Source organism: Streptomyces sp. NPDC050085 (assembly GCF_044460595.1).
Taxonomy (GTDB): domain Bacteria; phylum Actinomycetota; class Actinomycetes; order Streptomycetales; family Streptomycetaceae; genus Streptomyces.
Genome location: NZ_JBITJZ010000002.1, coordinates 32080 through 53320, shown reverse-complemented (window position 1 = coordinate 53320; position 21241 = coordinate 32080). Strand labels below are relative to the sequence as shown.

The following is a 21241-nucleotide window of genomic DNA, read 5'->3' as shown; positions in this document are numbered from 1 at the left end:
CAGCCTGGTACCAGAGCCTGCTCATCATGTTACTGGCAGTACCTGGCAACGGGATGGGAGCGGGAGCATCCTGGTGGCATGACGACCAGCGCGCAGAGGACCGGTACGCAGAGGACCGGCACGCAGAGGGAGACACCGGTGGGCACGGCCGACGAGGTCCGCCGGGCCGAGCTCGCCGCGTTCCTGCGCAGCCGCCGCGAGCGCATCACCCCGGAACAGGTCGGCCTGCCCGGCACCAGCCGCCGCCGCACCCCGGGCCTGCGCCGCGAGGAGGTCGCGCACCTCGCCTCGGTCGGCATCACCTGGTACACGTGGCTGGAACAGGGCCGGGCCATCAACGTCTCGTCCGGCGTCCTGGACGCCATCGCCCGCGCCCTGCTCATGGACCCCGCCGAGCGCGCCCACGCCTTCGCCCTCGCCGGGACGGCCGACCCCCGGGCCCAGACCGTGTCCCCGGCCGTCACGCCCACGGTCCTGCGCCTGCTGAAGCGCCTGGAACCCTTCCCGGCCGAGGTGAAGAACGCCCGGTACGACGTCCTCGCGCACAACCGCGCCTACGTCGACGTGTTCGGCGACCCCGCCGACGTCGAGCCCGAGCACCGCAACGCCCTGTGGATGATGTTCATGAACGACCGCTGGCGCGTGCAGTTCCTGGACCGCGACGTGATGCTGCCCGAGCTCCTCGCCAAGTACCGCAAGGCGATGGCCGAGCACGTCGCCGAGCCCGCCTGGAAGGCGCCCGTCGACGAGCTGCTCGCGGTGTCGCCGGAGTTCCGCGAGCTGTGGGAGCGGCGCGAGGTCGCGCCGATGGTCTCGCACGTCAAGCGGTACCAGCACCCCGACCCGGAGATCGGCCTGCTGCGCCTCGAACACCGCCACATGTGGCTGGCCCCGGAGACCGGCGCGTACCGCGTCGTCGCCTACCTCCCCGCGGACGACGAGACCGAGGAACGCCTGGAGAAACTGGCGGGACGGACGGCCCTGACGGGGTGAGCGCCGGGTGAGGGACAATGGATGCTTGCCCGTGCCCCTGAAGACCTTCTCGTACGTTCCCGGAGACCCGCCCCGTGACCCAGCAGCCGCTCCTCGTAGGCCCGCACACCGTGCAGCCGCCGGTGGTCCTCGCACCGATGGCGGGCATCACGAACGCGCCGTTCCGCACCCTGTGCCGTGAGTTCTCCGGCGGCAAGGGGCTCTTCGTCAGCGAGATGATCACGACGCGGGCCCTGGTCGAGCGCAACGAGAAGACCATGCAGCTGATCCACTTCGACGAGACCGAGAAGCCTCGCTCGATCCAGCTGTACGGCGTCGACCCGGCGACCGTCGGCAAGGCCGTCCGCATGATCGCGGAGGAGGACCTGGCCGACCACATCGACCTGAACTTCGGCTGCCCCGTCCCGAAGGTGACCCGCAAGGGCGGCGGCTCGGCGCTCCCGTACAAGCGCAATCTGCTCCGCGCGATCCTGAAGGAAGCGGTGTCGGGCGCGGGCGACCTGCCCGTCACCATGAAGATGCGCAAGGGCATCGACGACGACCACATCACGTTCCTCGACGCGGGCCGCATCGCCGTCGAGGAGGGCGTCACCGCGATCGCGCTGCACGGCCGCACCGCCGCCCAGCACTACGGCGGCACGGCCGACTGGGACGCCATCGCGCGCCTGAAGGAGCACGTGCCGGAGATCCCGGTCCTCGGCAACGGTGACATCTGGTCCGCCGACGACGCGCTGCGCATGGTCCGCGAGACCGGCTGCGACGGGGTCGTCGTGGGCCGCGGCTGCCTCGGCCGGCCCTGGCTCTTCGCGGACCTGGTGGCGGCGTTCGAGGGCCGTCCCGACCGGGTGCGACCCACGCTCCGCGTCGTGGCGGACGCGATGGTGCGGCATGCGACGCTGCTCGGCGAATGGATCGAAAACAGTGGTGCGGCCCGAAGGGGCTCCGTTGAGGGTGGCGGTGGGAGACGGGAGGGCGAGGCGCGGGGCGTCATCGACTTCCGCAAGCACGTGGCCTGGTACCTGAAGGGCTTCTCGGTCGGCTCGGAGATGCGCAAGCGCCTCGCGATCACCTCGTCCCTGGCCGAACTCCGTTCCGGGCTCGACGAGTTGGACCTCGACCAGGACTGGCCCGCCGGTGCGGACGGCCCTCGCGGGCGGACGTCGGGCAACAACCGGGTCGTGCTTCCCGACGGGTGGCTGCGGGACCCGTACGACTGTGCGGGCATCTCCGAGGACGCGGAACTGGACACGTCCGGGGGCTGACCCGTGCGATGCAGGGTGCGGCCCAGTGGGGCTTCTCGCGCAGTTCCCCGCGCCCCTGGAGGGGCGCGGGGAACTGCGCGACCAGCCACGACGGCGCAGCAGTCGAACGCGAAACCTAACCACCAACGGCGCTGAGCAGAGCCAGCGGTGCCGCCGCGGACCGGGATTCGCGGACGCACGCGTACGGGTAGGGCACGGGCACCGGATGCGCCGACCTGGCGTACCCGGCGACGACCTCCGGCAGGCGCCCGCCGCAGGCGATCGCCGCGGAGATCAGACCCTGCGCCACGGCCCGCGCCTCGTCGTGCAGCCCGTACCGCGCGAGCCCGAGCGCGATCACCGCGTTGTCGTGCGGCCACACCGAACCCCGGTGGTAGGACAGCGGGTGGTACGCCCCCTGCCCCGAGGCCAGCGTCCGGACTCCCCAGCCAGAGAAGAAGTCCGGCTCCAACAACCGCCGCCCGACCGCGTCCCCGTACTCCTTGTCGAGCAGGCCCGACCAGAGCAGGTGCCCGGCGTCGGAGGCGAGCGCGTCGACGTGGCGGCCGTCGCCGTCTAGGGCCAGCGCCACGAACCCCTTGTCCGGCATCCAGAAGTCCCGCACGAAACGGTCCCGCAGATCCGTCGCGGCCTGTTCGAGAAGCTCCGCGTAGACCGCGTCGTCCCACGCCGTCCGGGCGAGGACCGCCGTGCGCCGCAGCGCGTCGTACGCGTAACCCTGCGCGCCCGCCGCCATGACCGGGCCGGTGGCCCGGCTGCCGTCGGCCGAACAGATGGCTCCCGGGGAGTCCTTCCAGTTCTGGTTCGCCAAACCGCCCTGGTCGGCGCGGTAGACCAGGTATCCCCGCGACGTGAGGCCGCCGTGGTCGAGCATCCAGCTCACCGCGGCCCGCGCGTGCGGCTCGAGGCGGCGGGCGAGCGCCGCGTCCCCGGTCTGTTCCGTGTACGCCCCGAGCAGGACGAGGAACAGGGGCGTCGCGTCGACCGAACCGTAGTAGCGCCCGTACGGCACCTGCCCGAAGTGCGCCAGCTCCCCGTGCCGCACCTCGTGCACGATCTTCCCGGGCTGCGCGACGGCCGCGTCACCGTGCGCGGAGGCCTGCGTCGCGGCGAGCACCGGCAAGGTGGCGGCGGCCAGTTCGGGCCGGTAGGGCAGGGCGAACAGGGACGTCAGCAGCGCGTCGCGGCCGAGCAGCGTCAGGAACCACGGCACGCCCGCCGCGGGCACCAGATGCGGCTCCCCGTCGGGCCCGGACGCCGGTACCCGCAGCACCGCCAGATCGGCGAGCCCGCGCGCGCACGCCGCTGCCAGTTCCGGCCAGGCCCCGGGCAGTTCGACGCCGTCCGCGAAGTCCCGTACGGCATCGGAGAGTTGATCGGCGGCGGCCTGCGGGTTCGGCGGTGTCTGCGGGGCGGGTGCGCCGTGCGGGCGGGCCGTCACGCGCAGCAGCAGCTCGGACTCGCCCTGCGCCGCGAGGTCGAGGGCCCACACCAGGCGGCGCGCGCCGGTGCCCGTCTCCTCGACCGCGTCGGGCGCGGGCGCGGCCGTCACCGTCGTCGACGAGCGCCAGTCGCCGCGGGTGTAGGTGAACTCCACGCCGTCGTCCAGGACTTCACGGGTGCGCACGGCGCCGGTCTTCGCGTACGTACGGTGGTCGGCGCGCAGCTCGAACTGGTCGGTGAAGTCGGCGTCGACCGTGAGCGCGATCCGCACCGTCGTCGGCACCGGACGGTTCGACACGACGCGCAGCAGCTCCACGAACGAGCCGTCCCCGACGGCCTGTTCGCGGAAGAGCGTGTACGCGGGGGGCTCCTGGCGGCCGCCGCGCGGGACGAGGACGCACCGGGCGATGCCCTCGTCCTCGTACACCATCGGGGTGAGCACCTCCGGCGCCGCGCCGTCGACCGTGAGCTGCCAGCGGCACAGGTGCCGGGCGTCGCGCACGAACAGGCCGTCCGGCGAGGAGCCGCCGCGCACCGCGGCGAGTCCGCCGGTCGGGTCGAACGCGGCGAACGTGACGCCGCGGACCAGGAGTTGACGCCCGTACTCGTGTTGTGTGTCCGTCATCGCGACGATGCCTCCCCAGTACCCAGCAGATCCAGCGTCAGCGCGGCCGTCCAGCCGAAGCCGCGGGCGCCGCAGCCCGCCCCCGTGTACGGATCGACGTACTCGGCGAAGTCCGACGCCCCGGCCACGTCGAGCATCGCGGCGCGCAGCCGTGCCGCCTGCGCGTGCTCGCCGTGCAGCCGGAACCCGCGCTCCAGAAGCCAGTTGGTGTTGAACCAGGCCGGGCCGCGCCAGTACCGGTGCGGGTCGAAGGCGGACCCGAGCAGGTCGTAGCTCGGCGCGAGACGGACCCGGCCGCCGAGTCCGAAGTGCGGGCCGCGCGCGGTGCGCACCAGGGCCGTGACCACGTCGCGCGGCAGCGTCGGCAGGATCAGCGGGACGAGCCCCGACACCGCGTACTCCTCGACCAGCCCGCCCTTGCCGCCGCCCCCGTCTCCGGCGTCGCCGCCGTCGCGCAGGTCGCGGCAGAAGAACATGCCCGCCGCCGGGTCCCACAGCCGGTCCACGAGCGCCGCCGTCAGCCGCTCGGCCCGGGCGTGCCGCGCCGTGCCTACGGCCCCCAGCTCGCAGGCGATCCGCGCCAGGGCGTGCTCGGAGGCCGCGAGGAGTGCGTTGAAGGACGGGTCCTCGACCGCGAACTCCCCGTCCCCGTCCGCGTATCGGCCGTCCCGGTAGTCCGTCGCGAGGCGCACGTACCGGCCGTAGTCGAGGTCCGTCGGGCGGTCGTCCGCCGTGCCGTGCTCCAGGTCCGCCCGCCGGAACGACCGGGCCGCCGTGGGCGCGACACGGCTCAACGGGCCGTCCCAGCAAGGGCTGTTGTCCATGCCCTGCTCCCACGGATGGACCACCGAGGCGAGGCCCGCGCCGCCCAGGTCGCGGCGGTGCAGCAGATAGCGGTGCCAGGCGGCGAGCCCCGGGTACACGCGCGGCAGGAAGCCGCGGGAGCGCGAGAGGGCGGGGTCCGCGCGGTGCACCAGCCAGGCGGCGAGCGCGTGCACGGGAGGCTGGACGATTCCCGAGGTCTGTACGGCAGTTGGCGCACCCGCGGCCCGGCCCGCGGTGGAGGAGCGCCAGAAGTCGGGGCTGGGGAAGTAGGCGTCCAGCGGGATGGCAGGGTTGAACACGATGTGCGGGATCCGGCCGTCGCCCCACTGGGCGGACAGCAGGGTCTCCAGCTCCAACTGGGCGCGTAAGGGGGAGACATGGCGCAGACCGATCGCGACGAACGCCGAGTCCCACGACCACTGGTGCGGATAGAGCGTGCGGGACGGGACCGTCGAGGCGCCCGTCCAGTTCGCGTCGAGGACGCGCGCGGCCCGGTCCCACAAGGCCCGGTCCCGCACGGGGTCACGCCGTGGATCGTGCTGCGCGGCGTGGACCGTGGTCCTCGACCGCTCGGTCGTGTGCTCCACATGCTCTCCCGCGGGCTGCCAGTTACGCGCCATGCAGCATAGGGTTACGTCTGCTTAACATGCAAAACCTAGAATGTAACTCGTAGTTGATGAACGCAAGGGGGTTGGCGGCCATGGCGGGGAACCAGGCGAGCGCCGGTGAACTGCTGCACCTGGTGCGCAGCGGACGGGCGACCACGCGAGGCGCTCTGCAGGAGGCCACGGGCCTGTCCAGGGCCACGGTCGGGCAGCGCCTCGACCGTCTCTTCCGTGCGGGCTGGCTGCGCGAGGGCGCCGCCGGCCCCGTCAACTCCCGCCTGGGCGGCCGCCCTTCGATCCACCTGGAGTTCGACGACGCGCACGCGGTGGTGCTCGCCGCCGACCTCGACACCCGGCACGCCCGCGCGGCCGTGCTCACCCTGACCGGCGACGTGCTCGCCGAGCGCACCGGCACCCTCGCGATCGAGGAAGGACCCGAGGCGGTGCTGCCCCGACTCGCGCTCTGGTTCGGCGAGTTGCTCAAGGAGACCGACCGCGCGGCGCAGGCCGTCTGTGGCATCGGCCTCGCGGTCCCGGGCCCGGTCGACACCGACACCGGGCGCGTCGTGCAGCCCCCGATCATGCCCGGCTGGGACGGCTACGACATAAGAGGCCGTCTGGCCCGCGCCACCGCCGAGCACGCCGCGACCGCCCCGGACGTCCCCGTGCTCGTCGACAACGACGCGAACCTCATGGCGTACGGCGAACAGCGCGCGGCCCACCCCGACTGCCGGGCCTTCGCCCTGGTCAAGGTCTCCACCGGCATCGGCGCCGGGGTCGTCGTGGACGGCGCGATCTACCGCGGCATCGACGGCGGCGCGGGCGACATCGGGCACATCCGCGTGCCCGAGGGCGCCGGCGACCAGTGCAAGTGCGGCTCGTACGGCTGCCTCGCCGCGGTCGCCAGCGGCCGGGCCCTGGCGCGGCGGCTGACCGAGGCGGGCGTGCCCGCGGCCTCCGGCTCGGACGTGCGCGCGCTGCTCGCGGCCGGGCACCCGGAGGCGGTGCGTCTCGCGCGCGAGGCCGGCCGCAGCGTCGGCGAGGTCCTCGCCACGGTCGTCACGCTGCTCAACCCCGGCGTTCTCATGATCGCCGGAGATCTGGCCGGAACCCCCTTCCTCACGGGCGTGCGCGAACTGCTGTACCAGCGCGCCCTGCCCCGCTCGACGGCCCGCCTCGACGTCGTCACGTCGCGGCTCGGCGAGCGCTCCGCGCTCATCGGAGCGGGAGCGCTGGTGGTGGAGGAGCTGTACGCGCCGGGGCGGGCCGAGGAGCGGCTCGCGGCGCTCGGCGTGTGACAGGCCCGTTTCGGCCGGATGGCCTGTCCGCATGCTGACACCGGACCGTCCGAAGGCCGCTTCAAACGGCGTGATTCCCGCCACTCCTGATCGCCCATGCGCTCAGATGAGCGCGGAATCCGCGACTGCACTTCTCCAAGGCGTGGCACTGAGTGCCACCGCTCGATCATTTACGACTTGAACGCACATGAGAGCTCAGCATGCTCATGTGAGCGATATCCGGGGTCTACGGGCGTTGTGCGTTCGGGATATGAACGCAGCTGGCCGGCAGGGCGTACCCATCAGTCACTTTCGATCTCCTGGCGGACGGGTGGTTACGGCCGCATGACGGCTAAGTGGACGTACCCATGGGCCTTGGATCTGGGTATGTTCCTCGCCGTCAGGGCAGCCAGCCGAGCCTCGAGGAGTCGAGACCCGTGTCGGAAAACAAAGATCCTCAGGTAGTCAACGAAGGCGCGAAGTTCGTTTACGACTTCACCGAGGGCAACAAGGACCTCAAGGACCTCCTCGGGGGCAAGGGTGCGAACCTCGCCGAGATGACCAACCTGGGCCTTCCCGTCCCTCCGGGCTTCACCATCACCACCGAGGCCTGCAAGGTCTACCTCGACAGCGGCGAGGAGCCGGTGGCACTGCGTGACGAGGTCACTCAGCACCTCGAAGCCCTCGAAGCGCAGATGGGCAAGAAGCTCGGCCAGGCCGACAACCCCCTTCTGGTGTCGGTCCGTTCGGGCGCCAAGTTCTCCATGCCCGGCATGATGGACACCGTCCTCAACATCGGTCTCTCCGACAAGTCGGTGCAGGGCCTCGCCCAGCAGGCGGGCGACGAGCGGTTCGCGTGGGACTCCTACCGCCGCCTCATCCAGATGTTCGGCAAGACCGTCCTGGACGTCGACGGCGAGCTCTTCGAGGAGGAGCTGGAGAAGGCCAAGCGGACCAAGAAGGTCACGGTCGACACCGACCTCGACGCCGCCGACCTGAAGAAGCTCGTCACCCGCTTCAAGAAGATCGTCAAGACCGAGGCCGGGCGGGACTTCCCGCAGGACCCGCGCGAGCAGATGGACCTGGCCATAAAGGCCGTCTTCGAGTCGTGGAACACCGACCGCGCCAAGCTGTACCGCCGCCAGGAGCGCATCCCCGGCGACCTCGGCACGGCCGTCAACGTCTGCTCGATGGTCTTCGGCAATCTCGGCCCCGACTCCGGCACGGGCGTCGCCTTCACCCGTGACCCCGCCTCGGGCCACCAGGGCGTGTACGGCGACTACCTGCAGAACGCGCAGGGCGAGGACGTCGTCGCGGGCATCCGCAACACCGTCCCCCTCGCCGAGCTGGAGTCGATCGACAAGAAGTCGTACGACCAGCTGATGCAGATCATGGAGACCCTGGAGAACCACTACAAGGATCTCTGCGACATCGAATTCACCATCGAGCGCGGCCAGTTGTGGATGCTGCAGACCCGCGTCGGCAAGCGCACCGCCGGTGCCGCCTTCCGCATCGCGACGCAGCTCGTCGACCAGGGCCTCATCGACGAGGCGGAGGCCCTGCAGCGGGTGACGGGCGCGCAGCTCGCCCAGCTGATGTTCCCGAAGTTCGACGAGGAGGCCAAGGTCGAGCAGCTCGGCCGGGGCATCGCCGCGTCGCCGGGTGCCGCGGTCGGCAAGGCCGTCTTCGACTCGTACACCGCGATCAAGTGGTCGCGCTCCGGCGAGAAGGTCATCCTCATCCGCCGCGAGACCAACCCCGACGACCTCGACGGCATGATCGCCGCCGAGGGCATCCTGACCAGCCGGGGCGGCAAGACCTCGCACGCGGCCGTCGTCGCGCGCGGCATGGGCAAGACGTGTGTGTGCGGCGCCGAGGAGCTCGAAGTCGACACCAAGCGGCGGCGGATGACCGTCGGCGACGTGGTCGTCGAGGAGGGCGACGTCGTCTCCATCGACGGCTCGACCGGCAAGGTCTACCTCGGTGAGGTCCCCGTCGTGCCGTCGCCCGTCGTCGAGTACTTCGAGGGCCGCATGCACGCCGGCGCCGACGACGCCGACGAACTCGTGGGCGCCGTCCACCGCGTGATGGCGTACGCGGACCGAGTACGCCGGCTGCGCGTACGGGCCAACGCCGACAACGCCGAGGACGCGCTGCGCGCCCGCCGCTTCGGCGCGCAGGGCATCGGCCTGTGCCGCACCGAGCACATGTTCCTCGGCGAGCGCCGCGAGATGGTCGAGAAGCTGATCCTCGCCGACACCGAGCACGAGCGCGAGGAGTCGCTGAAGGCCCTTCTGCCGCTGCAGAAGCAGGACTTCGTCGAGCTGTTCGAGGCGATGGACGGGCTGCCCGTCACCGTCCGCCTGCTCGACCCGCCGCTGCACGAGTTCCTGCCCGACATCACCGAGCTGTCGGTCCGCGTCGCGCTCGCCGAGTCCCGCCAGGACTCCAACGAGAACGACCTGCGCCTGCTCCAGGCCGTGCACCGGCTGCACGAGCAGAACCCGATGCTGGGTCTTCGCGGTGTGCGCCTCGGCCTGGTCATCCCCGGTCTGTTCGCCATGCAGGTCCGCGCCATCGCCGAGGCCGCGGCCGCGCGCAAGAACGCCAAGGGCGACCCGCGCGCCGAGATCATGATCCCGCTCGTCGGCACCGTCCAGGAGCTGGAGATCGTCCGCGAGGAGGCCGACCAGGTCATCGCGGAGGTCGAGGCGACCACCGGCGTCAAGCTGAAGCTCGCCATCGGCACCATGATCGAGCTGCCCCGCGCCGCCCTCACGGCCGGGCAGATCGCCGAGGCGGCCCAGTTCTTCTCCTTCGGGACCAACGACCTCACGCAGACCGTGTGGGGCTTCTCCCGCGACGACGTGGAGGCTTCGTTCTTCACGGCGTACCTGGAGAAGGGCATCTTCGGGGTGTCGCCGTTCGAGACGATCGACAAGGACGGCGTCGGCTCGCTCGTGAAGTCCGCGGTGGAGGCCGGCCGGGCCACCCGCCCCGACCTCAAGCTCGGCGTCTGCGGCGAGCACGGCGGTGACCCGGAGTCGGTGCACTTCTTCCACGAGGTGGGCCTGGACTACGTCTCCTGCTCGCCGTTCCGGATCCCGGTGGCCCGACTGGAAGCGGGCCGCGCGGCCTCCACCTCGGCGGGCAGCGACCACCGGTAGGACCCCGGAGCCGCCGCCGGTCCCCGACCCTCACCGATCGGCGGCGGCCCCGGCCCAGGCGAACGGGCGGTACCCCTGTGCGGGGGGTGCCGCCCTTCGCGTTCCCCCCTGCGGCCCAGGTGTCTACTCTTCGGTAAGAAGCAAGCACTCCGCCCCCTCGCCTAGGGAGAACTCCGCCATGAGCGGCTGGAACGCGAGCGACATTCCCGACCAGCGCGGCCGCACCGCCGTGGTCACCGGTGCCAACAGCGGCATCGGCTACGTCACCGCCCGGGAGCTGGCCCGCGCCGGCGCCCAGGTCGTGCTCGCCTGCCGCAGCGCGGAGCGGGGCACCGCGGCGGTGGCGCGGATCCGGGCCGAAGTCCCGGACGCGGACGTCGAGTTCGGGGCGCTCGACCTCGCGGACCTGTCCTCCGTACGGGAGTTCGCGGCCGGGTGGCAGGGGCGGACGCTCGATCTGCTCGTCGACAACGCCGGGGTGATGGCACTTCCGTACGGTCGGACGGCCGACGGGTTCGAGACGCAGTTCGGCGTCAACCACCTCGGCCACTTCGCACTCACCGGGCTGCTCCTGCCGAGCCTGCTCGCCGCGCCCGCCGCCCGGGTCGCGGTCGTCTCCAGCGGGACGCACGCCTTCGCCAACATCGACATCGGCGACCTCAACAGCGAGAAGCGGTACCGGCGTTGGGTGGCGTACGGGCGGTCCAAGACCGCCAATCTGCTGTTCGTGCACGAACTCGCGCGGCGCGTCGCGGCCGCCGGGCTCCCGCTGGTCGCGGCCGCCGCGCACCCCGGGTACGCGGCCACGGAACTGCAGACGCGCGGTGCCCGGATGGAGGGCCGCAAGGGCCTGGAGCGCTTCTTCGAGCTGGGCAACCGGCTCGTCGGGCAGTCCGCCGAGGGCGGCGCCCTGCCGACGCTGTACGCCGCGACCGCGCCCGGGGTGCGGCCCGACGGCTTCTACGGGCCGCGCGTGCTGATGCTGCGGGGTGCGCCCGGCCGGTCCTGGCGGGCGCCGTGGACGCTCGATGATGTGGCGGGGGAGCGGTTGTGGACGGCGTCCGAGCAACTGACCGGGGTGGAGTACGAGGGGTTGAAGGGGTGAAGAAGCGGCCTAAGGGCGTGTGCTCGAAGGGGAGTTGAGCCCCGACGCCTCGAAGATCTCCTGGGCGGCCTCCGTGTCCATGCGTGCGCCCAGGTCGCGCAGCACCTCGCCGCCCGTCACGAGCAGGCCGTTGGCCAGCGCCCGCTTCGCGCCCCTCTCCAGGGCGTGCCACAGCAGCGGGTTCGACGTGAGGATCTTGGGGTCGAGCTCGACGCGTGAGCCGAGCGCGTCCCGCAGGACGAGGCGGGGGGAGACGCCCTCCGCGCGGCGGGCGGAGACCAGCAGGTCGGGGCAGACGTGGCGGCGACGGCCGAGGCCGCGGACCGCGAGCCGGCCCGGGCCCGCCGTCACCCGCGGCGGGTGCAGGACGGCGTAGAGGAGGAGGGACAGGCCCGTCCACAGGGCGGTGCGGACGGGGGTGAGAGTGGAGTTCGCCGCGTCGATCGTCATCACCAGCGCGAACAGCAGCCCGGCGCAGAGCAGCGCGGCCCGCAGGTCGCGCGCCCAGTTCCGGTCGGTCACCGTCACCCCGGCCCGCGGGGTGACGCGGCGCGCGGCGGGCGTTCTCACAATGCGTCCCATGCAGCGCACCGTAGACGCGGAACACCGGCTGCGGCAGCCCGCTTTGACGCCATGCTGACCCTCGGGCCCCGCACTTTGACGCGTCGTTCACACGCTCAGGCCGATGCGCCTCCGTCGATGACCAGGTCGGCGCCGACCACCGAGGCCGCGTCGGAGGAGGCGAGATAGAGGACGGCGGCGGCGACTTCGCTTGTGGCGGCGACGCGGCCGAGCGGCGATTCGCCCTTCATCCGGACGTCGCGCTCGGCCTCGGTCTCGCCCGGGCGCAGCGACATGGAGGTGGCGGAGGCGCCAGGGCTGACCGCGTTGATGCGGACGCCGTCGGCGATGTGGTCGAGGGCGGCGCCGCGGGTCAGGGCGGAGACGGCAGCCTTGGAGACGCCGTACGCGGTGGCGCCGGACTGGGTCCTATGCGGGCCGATGTTCGAGGAGATGTTGACGATGGCGCCGCCCGACTCCTGGGTCCGCATCTGGGCGACCTGGGCCTGGAGCCCGTACAGCACGCCGGTGACGTTGATGTCGAGGAGGGTCTGCCAGTCCTTGGCGGACAGGTCGGCCACCGGGCCGCCGCCGCGGAAGACGCCCGCGTTGTTCACGGCGACGTCGAGCGAGCCGAATCGGTCAACTGTCGTACGCACAGCGGCCTTTACGTCGTCGGCGCGGCTGACGTCGGCCGGGTGGGCGAGGGCCGTGCCGCCCGCCGCCTCGATCAGGGCGACGGTCTCGTCCAGCGGGGCCGCGGTGCGCCCGACGGCGACCACGTTCGCGCCCTCGGCGGCGAGGGCGAGCGCGATGGCCCGGCCGAGGCCCGAACCGGCGCCGGTGACGAGGGCGGTGCTGCCGCTGAAGCGATTGCGGGGCGCAGTGGACATGGAAGCCTCTTTCTTGACTGATCGGTTCAATATAAGGGCATGAGGAAAGGCGGCAGGGGGAGGTGGGAAGGCGGGGGTCTCAGTCGAGCAGGGTCAGTGCCTGCTCCGCCGCGTCGCGGACGCGGGCGGGGTCGCTGGATGCCTTGCCGACGACGCGCATCCCCTGCATCAGGACGAGCAGCATCCGGGCGAGCGCCCGCGGGTCGCGGTCGGCGGGCAGCTCGCCCGTGGCCCGGGCCCGGGTGAGCGCCGCGTGCAGCAGCGTCTCGAGGTGCTGCCAGCTGCTCTCCACGCGGCGTGCCGCCTGGGTGTCGTGCGGGCCGAGCTCCGCCGCCGTGTTCGTGACCAGGCAGCCGAGGAGGCGCTGTTCGCCGAGGGCGGCCTCGGCGGCGAAGCGGCGCACGACGGCCCGTACGGCGTCCAGGGGCGGGCCGTCGGCCGACAGCTCGGTGAGGATCGTCGAGTCGGCCGTCTCCGCGTAGCGGTCCATCGCCTTGAGGTACAGCTCGTGCTTGTTGCCGAACGTCGCGTAGATGCTGGCGCGTCCGACGCCGAGCCGGTCGACGAGGTCCGCCATCGACGTCGCCTCGTAGCCGCGCTGCTGGAACAGCTCGAGGGCTGCCTGCAGCGCGGCGTCCGGATCGAATTCCTTGGTTCTGGCCACGACGGGGAATCTACGCGTATCCAGAACGTCCGGTCAAGAAAGGGTCAGGCGGCGGTGCGCACCTCGTACGCCCGCACCGCGACCTCGTCGTCGTCGAGGCAGCGCCCCGTCTCCAGGTCGAAGCGCTGCTTGAGCAGCGGGGACGCCACGAACGGCCGGCCCTGCGCCGAGCCCATCAGGCCGCGTGACAGCACGGCCGCGCCGGTGAACGGGTCCGTGTTGTCGAGGGCGTGCACCCGGCCCGCGCGGTCGAGGAAGACCGCCGCCTGCCGGCCGTCGGGCAGCAGGGCGGCGACGCCGCGCCCCGGCGTCAGCCGGGACAGCTCGCACACGCTCAACCACTCGTCGCCGAAGGCCAGTTGGACCAGTACCGTCGTCTTCTCCGGTGCGATCGTCATCGTGCGGCGAGTCCTTCCAGGGAGGTCAGCGAGGTCAGCGGGACCAGCGGCAGCTCGGGCTTGATCTGGTCGCGCTCGGGGACGAAGCGGACCGTCGGGTCCGGGGTGTCGGGGGCGTTGACGAAGGAGACGAAGCGGGCCAGGCGCTCGGGGTCGTTGATGGTCTCGGACCACTCGTCGCGGTAGTGCGCGACGTGCGCCCGCATCAGCGCCTCCAGCTCGTCGCAGATGCCGAGCGAGTCGTGCACGACGACGTCCCGTACGTGGTCGAGGCCGCCGTCGATCCGCTCCAGCCAGGCCGCGGTGCGCTCCAGCCGGTCGGCGGTGCGGATGTAGAACATCAGGAACCGGTCGATCAGGCGGATCAGCTCGGCGTCGCTCAAGTCCTGAGCCAGCAGGTCGGCGTGACGGGGCGTCATGCCGCCGTTGCCGCCGACGTAGAGGTTCCAGCCGTTGGCCGTGGCGATCACGCCGAAGTCCTTCGACTGGGCCTCGGCGCACTCGCGGGCGCAGCCGGAGACCGCCGACTTCAGCTTGTGGGGCGCCCGCAGGCCGCGGTAGCGCAGCTCCAGGTCGATCGCCATCCGGACCGAGTCCTGCACGCCGTAGCGGCACCAGGTCTGGCCGACGCACGACTTCACGGTGCGCAGCGACTTGCCGTACGCGTGCCCCGACTCGAAGCCCGCGTCCACCAACCGGGCCCAGATCATGGGCAGTTGCTCCACCCGGGCGCCGAACAGGTCGATGCGCTGACCGCCGGTGATCTTCGTGTAGAGCCCGAAGTCCCTGGCCACCTCGCCGATCACGATGAGCTTCTCGGGGGTGATCTCGCCGCCCGGGATCCGGGGGACCACCGAATAGGAGCCGTTCTTCTGCAAGTTGGCGAGGAAGTGGTCGTTGGTGTCCTGAAGTGCGGCCTGCTCGCCGTCCAGGACGTAGCCGTCCGCGCCGATCGAGGGGGCGAGCGAGGCGATGACGGAGCCCACGGCCGGCTTGCAGATCTCGCAGCCCTCGCCGCCGCGCGCCTGTTCGCGCCCGTGCTCGTCGAGGAGCTGCGCGAAGCTCGTGATCCGCTTGACGCGCACGATCTCGTACAGCTCCTGGCGCGTGTGCTTGAAGCAGCCGCACAGCCCGTCGTCCCCGCTCTTGGGCAGGAGCTGCCCGATGAGCTTGACGCAACTCCCGCACCCGGTACCGGCCTTGGTGCACTTCTTCACCTCGGGCAGCGTCGTGTGCGCGCAGATCTCGCCCTTGGTGACGTTGTGGCAGGAGCAGATGACCGCGTCGGCGGGCAGTGCGTCCGGGCCGAGCTGCGCGGGAGCGCCCGCGCCCGCGGGCAGCACCAGTTGCTCCGGCGCGATCGGCGGCACGCTGCCGGTCAGCGCGCGCAGCGTGCCGTACGCCTCCGCGTCACCGACGAGGATGCCGCCGAGCAACTCGCCCTCGCTGCCGATGACGAGCTTCTTGTACGTGCCCGAACGCGAGTCGGAGTAGACGACGTCGAGGCAGCCTTCGGCCGCGCCGTGGGCGTCACCGAAGGAGGCGACGTCGACGCCGAGCAGCTTCAGCTTGGTGGACAGGTCGGCGCCCGTGAACGCCGCGTCCGCCTGCGCGATGGTGTCGGCGGCGGTCAGCGCCATCTCGTAGCCGGGGGCCACGAGCCCGTAGACCCGGCCGTCGGCGGCGAGCGCGCACTCGCCGATCGCGAAGACCGCCGGATCGCTGGTGCGGCACTGCTCGTCGACGGTGATGCCGCCCCGCTCGCCGACCAACAGGCCCATGTCGCGGGCGAGTTGGTCGCGCGGCCGCACGCCCGCCGAGAAGACGACGAGGTCGGCCGCGAGCTCGGACCCGTCGGACAGCTTCATGCCGCGCACGGCACCGCCCCGGTCCGGATCCGTCACGATCTCCTGCGTGCCGACCCCCGTGTGGACGGACAGGCCCATGCCGGTGATGGTCTTCAGCAGGGCCGCGCCACCGCCGTCGTCGACCTGTACGGGCATCAGGCGCGGCGCGAACTCCACGATGTGCGTGGTCAGTCCGAGCCCCTGGAGCGCACCGGCGGCCTCGAGCCCGAGCAGGCCGCCGCCGACCACGGCCCCCACCGTGGCGTTGTTCTTCGCGTACTCCTCGATCGCGTACAGGTCCTCGATGGTCCGGTACACGAAACAGCCCGTGGCGTCCTTGCCGGGCACGGGCGGCACGAACGGGTAGGAGCCGGTGGCCAGCACGAGCGTGTCGTACGTGACCTCGAGGCCGGAGCGCGCGTGCACGGTCCGTGTCGCGCGGTCGACGGTGACGGCCGGGTCGCCCACGTACAGCTCGATGCCGTGCTTGTCGATGAACTCCCCGTCCGTCATGGACAGTTCCTCGGGCGTCGTGCCCGAGAAGTACGAGGTGAGGTGGACGCGGTCGTAGGCGGGCCGCGGTTCCTCGCACAGGACGACCACGCGGTGCGTCTCGGTGAGGCCGCGCTCGGCCGCCGCTTCGAGGAAGCGCTGGCCGACCATGCCGTGGCCGACGAGAACAAGGGTGGGCAGCGCCTTTTCGGCCGGGGCGGTCGCCATGTCAGAGGCCTCCGTGGTGGGTGAGCAGGTGGAGCAGCGGTGCGGCGCCGACATCGGTGGCGGCGGGCAGTGCCTCGTTCGACTCCCAGGCGTGCGCGAGCGCGCCGACCTGGCCGAGCGCGCCGACCAGGACCCCGCCGACCAGCCGGTCGCCGCGCACGACGACCTTGCGGTAGGTGCCGCGCGTCGCGTCGGCGAGCTGGACGACGTCGTCGCCGGGCAGCGGTTCGGTCTCCCCGAACGCGGCCAGGTCCAGGGGGTCCGCCTCGTGCGGGAGGGTGAGGCGGGTCAGGGTGCGGGTGCCGGTGTACGTCGTCGTGGTTCCGGCCGATCCGTTCTCCGCCGCGGTCAGCAGACCGGCGAGGGCGTCGGCCTGTTCCAGGGCCGGTGTGGCGAGCCCGTAGACGGTGCCGTCGTGCTCGGCACAGTCGCCGACCGCGTGGATCAGCGGGTCGGAGGTGCGCAACTCGTCGTCCACGACGATCCCTTGACGCACCTCGAGCCCGGCGGCGCCCGCGAGGCCCGTGCGGGGACGCGCCCCGCAGGCCAGCACGGTGAGGTCGGTGCCGAGGACGTATCCGTCGTGCAGCTCCACGCGGCGGACGCGGCCGTCGACCACACCGACCCCGCGGACGCGGCACTCGGTGTGGATCTCGACGCCGAGCGAGGTCAGGTGGCGATGGACCAACGCGGAAGAGCCCGGGTCCAGTTGACGCTCCATCACCCGCTCGGCCTGCTGCACGAGAACCACCTGGGCGCCGCGCCGGGCCAGCGCGCGGGCCGCGGAGACGCCGAGGAGGCCGCCGCCCACGACGACGGCACGGGTGCCTTCGGTGACCGCCGCCGAGAGGGCCAGGCAGTCGTCCATCGTGCGGAACGCGTGGACGCCGCCGGGCAGTTCGGTGGCCCCGGGCGCGAACAGGCCGCGCAGGGGAGGCAGCACCGGGTTCGAGCCCGTGGCCAGGACCAGCCGGTCGTACGCGACCTCGGCGCCGCTCTCGCACTGGACGAGTCGCCGGGCGCGGTCGATCCGAACGACCCGGGTCCGCAGCCGGGGCCCCGGAACGGCGGGCAACTCGACGACCTCAGGACCGTAACTGCCCGCCAGCACCTCGGCGAGCAGCACCCGGTTGTACGGGGCGTGCGCCTCCTCCCCGATGAGCACCGCGCGCTCGCCCAGGCGCTGGGCGATGCGGGTGCCGGCGAGGCCGGTGCCGATGACGACGATGCGGTTCATGCTCCGCAGCGTGCGGGGTGGGTGTTTCTCGGGGGCGTCTCGATGGTTTCCCGGGGGGAACGGGTGGCTCATCGGTGGGGTGGGGGTGGTGTGAGGGTGCGCCAAGGCGCCGTTGGGGGCGCTGTTCGTGGGCGACTGCTGCGCCGTCGTGGCTGGGCGCGCAGTTCCCCGCGCCCCTGAATGGCCTGCGGCCATCAGGGGCGCGGGGAACTGCGCGCAGCAGGACCACCGGCCGGTGGTCGGACACGCACCGGACCACCCGAGCCGGCTGCCGGCTTAACCCCTGTTCAGGCCCCCCTCAAGCCCACCTTAAGGATCTCCCAGAACCCGCTGACCAGCGCATATTCCCGCTCGGCGGAGCCTAACGTGGCGGGGTGAGCACCCAGGTATCTCCAGCGGCCCTGCGCATCGGCCTCGCCACCGGCGGAGCCGTTGTCGCCGCGCTCTGGGCCGCTCAGGCCCACCCCTCGGCCCGGCTCGACGTCCTGTTCGCGAGCGGAGCGCATCTGTCGGGGCTGCTCGCCGGGTACGGGATCCTCGTCATGCTCTTCCTCATGGCACGGGTGCCCGCGATCGAGCACGGCGTCGGCGCGGACCGGCTCGCCAGGTACCACGCCCGGGGCGGCCGCCACGTCCTGTCCCTGTGCGGAGCGCACCTGGCACTCGCCCTGCTGGGGTACGCCGCCCACACCGGCACCGACCTCGTCACGACGGTCGTCGAACTGCTCGGGTATCCGGGGCTCGCCGCCGCGACCGCCAGCACCCTGCTGCTCGGCACCGTCGGCGTCAGCAGCGCCCGCGCCGTGCGCCGCCGCGTCGGCCACGGCGCCTGGCGGGGCCTGCACCTGCTCACGTACCTCGCCGCCGCCCTGGCCTTCGCCCACCAACTGGCCGGACCCGACATCGCGTACAGCACGCTCAGTCTCGGCCTGTGGTGCCTGCTGCACGCCACCGTCGCCGTGCTCCTCGTCTGGTACCGGCTCGTCGTGCCGGTGCGACAGGCGCTGCGGCACGATCTGCGGGTCGTCGAGGTGCGCGCCGAAGGGCCGGGTGTCGTGTCCGTGCTGATGCGCGGCCGCGGCATCGCCGAACTGCGCGCGGAACCAGGGCAGTTCTTCCGGTGGCGGTTCCTGAGCCGGGGGCTGTGGCGCACGGCGCTGCCGTTCTCGCTGTCCGCGCCGGTCGACGGCGACCACGTCCGCATCACGGTGAAGGCCGTCGGCGACCACACCCGCCGGGTGCGCCGGCTGCGCCGCGGGGTACGGGTCGTCGCCACAGGCCCGTTCGGCGCGCTCACCGCCCACCGCCGCACCCGCCGCAAGGTGCTGCTGCTCGCCGGGGGAGTGGGCATCACGCCCCTGCGCGCCCTGTTCGAGACGCTGCCCGGCGCACCCGGCGACCTCACGCTCCTCTACCGCGCGGGCAACGCCGAACAGCTCGTCCTGCGCGAGGAGTTGGAGGCCATCGCCCGCTCCAGGGGCGCCGCCCTGCACTACCTCCTCGGCCCCTCCGACGCCCCCTTCGACCCGCTCGCCCCGCGCGCCCTGAGCAACCTCGTGCCCGAACTCGCCGCCCACGACGTCTACTTGTGCGGCCCGCCCGGCATGACGGCCGCCGCGACGACGGCACTCGTCCGCGCGGGCGTGCCCGAGGAACGCATCCACGCCGAGTCCTTCACGTACTGAGAATCCCCCGAGCCGCTACGGAGCCACGCCCCATGGGCCGCCACAGCAGACCCGCCCGCACCCCCGCCGCCCCCACTCCCCGCTCCCGCCGCACCCTGGCCGCCGGCCTCGCCTCGGCCAGCGCCCTGCTCGCCGCCGCACTCGCGCTGACCGTGGACCCAGCAGCGCCGCCCGCCCCCGACCGGGCCGTCCCGCATGCCGGGACGGCTAGGGCCTGTGCCGAAAGTGGCTTCTGCCGGTCGACGCCCGGCACGCACTCTCGCCTCACCGGGCGCAAACCCAAGTACATCCAGTACGAGGGTCGGCACCCGGCAAGCCGAGAGCACGCACCAGACGCCGCCCGGCCCGCCCTCCGGGCGGACGAAGCCACTTTCGACACAGGCCCAAGCTCAGAAGACGCTCAACTCTCCACGCATTCATGGACGGCACACGTACCGCGTCCATAAGGTCGCGATCATGCCTGACATATCCCTGACCACCGTCGTCGTCCTGTGCGTCGCCGCGCTCGCGGCGGGCTGGGTCGACGCGGTGGTGGGCGGCGGCGGCCTCCTGCTGCTCCCCGCACTGCTGCTCGGCCTGCCGAACTCCGCCGCGGGGTACGTGCTCGGCACCAACAAGGCCGTCGCCATCGTCGGCACCACCGGCGCGGCGGTGACGTACGCCCGCAAGACGCCGCTGGACGTCCGCCTGGCCGTCCGGATCGGTGTCGCGGCGCTCGCCGGTTCGACGTGCGGGGCGCTGCTCGCCGCCGGGATGAGCACCGACGTCCTCAAGCCGGTCGTGATGGTGGTGCTGGTCGCCGTCGGCGCCTTCGTGCTCTTCCGCCCGGCCTTCGGCACCGCCCCTGCCGCGGGCCCCGTCCCGCCGCGCCGCGTCCTCGCCGCGATCGGCCTGGCCGGACTCGGCATCGGCTTCTACGACGGCCTGATCGGCCCCGGCACCGGCACCTTCCTGGTCCTCGCCCTGACCGCGCTCCTCCACCTCGACCTGGTCACGGCCTCCGCCACCGCCAAGATCGTCAACTGCTGCACGAACGCCGGCGCGCTCGCGATGTTCGCCCTCAAGGGCACCGTCTACTGGCAACTGGCCGCCCTGATGGCCGTGTTCAACCTGGCGGGCGGCATGGTCGGCGCGCGCACCGCGCTCAAGCGCGGGTCCGGGTTCGTGCGCGTCGTGCTCCTCACGGTGGTGTGCGCGCTGGTGGTGAAGATGGCGTACGAACAGTGGGTGGCCTGAGCCCGGGCCAGACCACTTCGGACGACTCCGGACTACCGGCTGCCCGTCAGATGGGCGAAGACGACCACGTTCCCCTGGTACCCGGTGCGCCGCGAGTACGGCCCGCCGCACGTGATCACCCGCAACTCCGGGCGCCGCGCGGCTCCGTACACCTTCTCGTCGGGGAAGTCGTCCGCCGCGTACACCTCGACGGCGTCGACCGTGAACACCGCGACGGAACCGTCCCGCCGGTCGACCTCGATCGTGCGCCCGCGCTTGACGGCGCCCAGGTCGTAGAAGACGGCGGGGCCGACCGCGTTGTCGACGTGGCCCGCGACCACCGCCGTGCCGCGTTCGCCGGGCTTGGTGCCCGACTCGTACCAGCCGGCCAGGTTCTTGTGCTGCGGCGGCGGCACGTCGAGACTCCCGCTCCGCGTCAGCCCGAGGCCCGTCAGCGGGGCGTCCACCCGGATCGACGGGATGCGGATCCGGTCGGGCGGCGAGGGGGACATGGGGGCGGCGCCCGGCGCGGCCCGGTCGGTGCCCGCGCGGGCCTGCGCCGCGGACGGCTGCGGCGGCGGGCTGCCCTCGGACGCGCTCGTCAGCAGCCAGGCGCCCGCGCTCAGGGCGAGCACCGTGACGGCCCCTATGACGGCGTTGACGGGATTCACGAAGCGCACGATCGACTCCTGACACCCGGGCGGACACCCGTGTCACAC

16 protein-coding genes are annotated in these 21241 nt (G+C 72.4%); 7 read left to right on the top strand and 9 right to left on the bottom strand.

What is annotated here, in order from left to right:
* The first annotated feature begins 78 nt into the window (after window positions 1-78).
* Both ACIBUY_RS08625 and dusB read left to right on the top strand, forming a co-directional pair.
* Window positions 79-993, top strand: a complete 915-nt coding sequence (locus tag ACIBUY_RS08625; RefSeq protein WP_399152196.1) for a helix-turn-helix transcriptional regulator — start codon at window positions 79-81, stop codon at window positions 991-993.
* Between the two features lie 74 nt (window positions 994-1067).
* Window positions 1068-2255: a tRNA dihydrouridine synthase DusB gene (gene dusB / locus ACIBUY_RS08620; protein ID WP_365580544.1), complete on the top strand. Its 1188-nt coding sequence runs from the start codon at window positions 1068-1070 to the stop codon at window positions 2253-2255.
* A gap of 115 nt (window positions 2256-2370) precedes the next feature.
* On the opposite strand, the gene ACIBUY_RS08615 is transcribed toward dusB, so the two are convergent.
* Together ACIBUY_RS08615 and ACIBUY_RS08610 are read right to left on the bottom strand one after the other, a co-directional pair.
* On the bottom strand, window positions 2371-4323 hold the full coding sequence (locus ACIBUY_RS08615) for a glycogen debranching N-terminal domain-containing protein (protein WP_399152195.1): 1953 nt from the start codon (window positions 4321-4323) through the stop codon (window positions 2371-2373).
* The gene (locus tag ACIBUY_RS08610; protein ID WP_399152194.1) at window positions 4320-5735 is read right to left on the bottom strand and encodes an MGH1-like glycoside hydrolase domain-containing protein; all 1416 of its coding nucleotides are present in this window, start codon (window positions 5733-5735) and stop codon (window positions 4320-4322) included. The genes ACIBUY_RS08615 and ACIBUY_RS08610 overlap by 4 nt, the downstream gene beginning before the upstream one ends.
* Before the next feature lie 113 nt (window positions 5736-5848).
* On the opposite strand from ACIBUY_RS08610, the gene ACIBUY_RS08605 reads away from it, so the two are divergent.
* The 3 genes from ACIBUY_RS08605 to ACIBUY_RS08595 all read left to right on the top strand — a co-directional run bounded on the left by ACIBUY_RS08605 (window position 5849) and on the right by ACIBUY_RS08595 (window position 11302).
* Complete coding sequence (locus ACIBUY_RS08605) at window positions 5849-7051, top strand: ROK family protein (protein WP_365580344.1); 1203 nt, start codon at window positions 5849-5851, stop codon at window positions 7049-7051.
* A gap of 416 nt (window positions 7052-7467) precedes the next feature.
* On the top strand, window positions 7468-10197 hold the full coding sequence (gene ppdK, locus ACIBUY_RS08600) for a pyruvate, phosphate dikinase (RefSeq protein ID WP_365580347.1): 2730 nt from the start codon (window positions 7468-7470) through the stop codon (window positions 10195-10197).
* Between the two features lie 178 nt (window positions 10198-10375).
* Entirely contained in the window at window positions 10376-11302 is a 927-nt protein-coding gene (locus ACIBUY_RS08595; protein ID WP_399152193.1) for an oxidoreductase, read from the top strand.
* 9 nt (window positions 11303-11311) lie between these two features.
* Here ACIBUY_RS08595 and ACIBUY_RS08590 read toward each other — a convergent pair whose 3' ends face one another.
* The 6 genes from ACIBUY_RS08590 to ACIBUY_RS08565 all read right to left on the bottom strand — a co-directional run bounded on the left by ACIBUY_RS08590 (window position 11312) and on the right by ACIBUY_RS08565 (window position 17622).
* On the bottom strand, window positions 11312-11884 hold the full coding sequence (locus tag ACIBUY_RS08590; protein WP_399152192.1) for a hypothetical protein: 573 nt from the start codon (window positions 11882-11884) through the stop codon (window positions 11312-11314).
* 95 nt (window positions 11885-11979) lie between these two features.
* On the bottom strand, window positions 11980-12756 hold the full coding sequence (locus tag ACIBUY_RS08585; protein WP_399152191.1) for an SDR family NAD(P)-dependent oxidoreductase: 777 nt from the start codon (window positions 12754-12756) through the stop codon (window positions 11980-11982).
* Window positions 12757-12835: 79 nt separating this feature from the next.
* On the bottom strand, window positions 12836-13420 hold the full coding sequence (locus tag ACIBUY_RS08580; RefSeq protein ID WP_399152190.1) for a TetR/AcrR family transcriptional regulator: 585 nt from the start codon (window positions 13418-13420) through the stop codon (window positions 12836-12838).
* Window positions 13421-13464: 44 nt separating this feature from the next.
* A complete protein-coding gene (gene nirD / locus ACIBUY_RS08575; protein ID WP_399152189.1) occupies window positions 13465-13818 on the bottom strand; it encodes a nitrite reductase small subunit NirD in 354 nt (117 codons plus the stop codon).
* A complete protein-coding gene (gene nirB / locus ACIBUY_RS08570; protein ID WP_399152188.1) occupies window positions 13815-16385 on the bottom strand; it encodes a nitrite reductase large subunit NirB in 2571 nt (856 codons plus the stop codon). Before nirB ends, nirD begins: the two co-directional genes overlap by 4 nt.
* Window position 16386: 1 nt before the next feature.
* Entirely contained in the window at window positions 16387-17622 is a 1236-nt protein-coding gene (locus ACIBUY_RS08565) for an FAD-dependent oxidoreductase (RefSeq protein ID WP_365580364.1), read from the bottom strand.
* A gap of 374 nt (window positions 17623-17996) precedes the next feature.
* Between ACIBUY_RS08565 and ACIBUY_RS08560 the strand changes: the two genes are divergently transcribed.
* Complete coding sequence (locus tag ACIBUY_RS08560) at window positions 17997-19307, top strand: ferric reductase-like transmembrane domain-containing protein (protein ID WP_399152187.1); 1311 nt, start codon at window positions 17997-17999, stop codon at window positions 19305-19307.
* 456 nt (window positions 19308-19763) lie between these two features.
* Window positions 19764-20543 (top strand): TSUP family transporter, encoded by a 780-nt coding sequence (locus tag ACIBUY_RS08555; RefSeq protein WP_365574941.1) that lies wholly within the window; start codon window positions 19764-19766, stop codon window positions 20541-20543.
* Window positions 20544-20575: 32 nt separating this feature from the next.
* Here the strand turns inward: ACIBUY_RS08555 and ACIBUY_RS08550 are convergent, their stop codons facing one another.
* Window positions 20576-21202, bottom strand: a complete 627-nt coding sequence (locus ACIBUY_RS08550; protein WP_365574944.1) for a class F sortase — start codon at window positions 21200-21202, stop codon at window positions 20576-20578.
* Window positions 21203-21241: the final 39 nt, after the last annotated feature.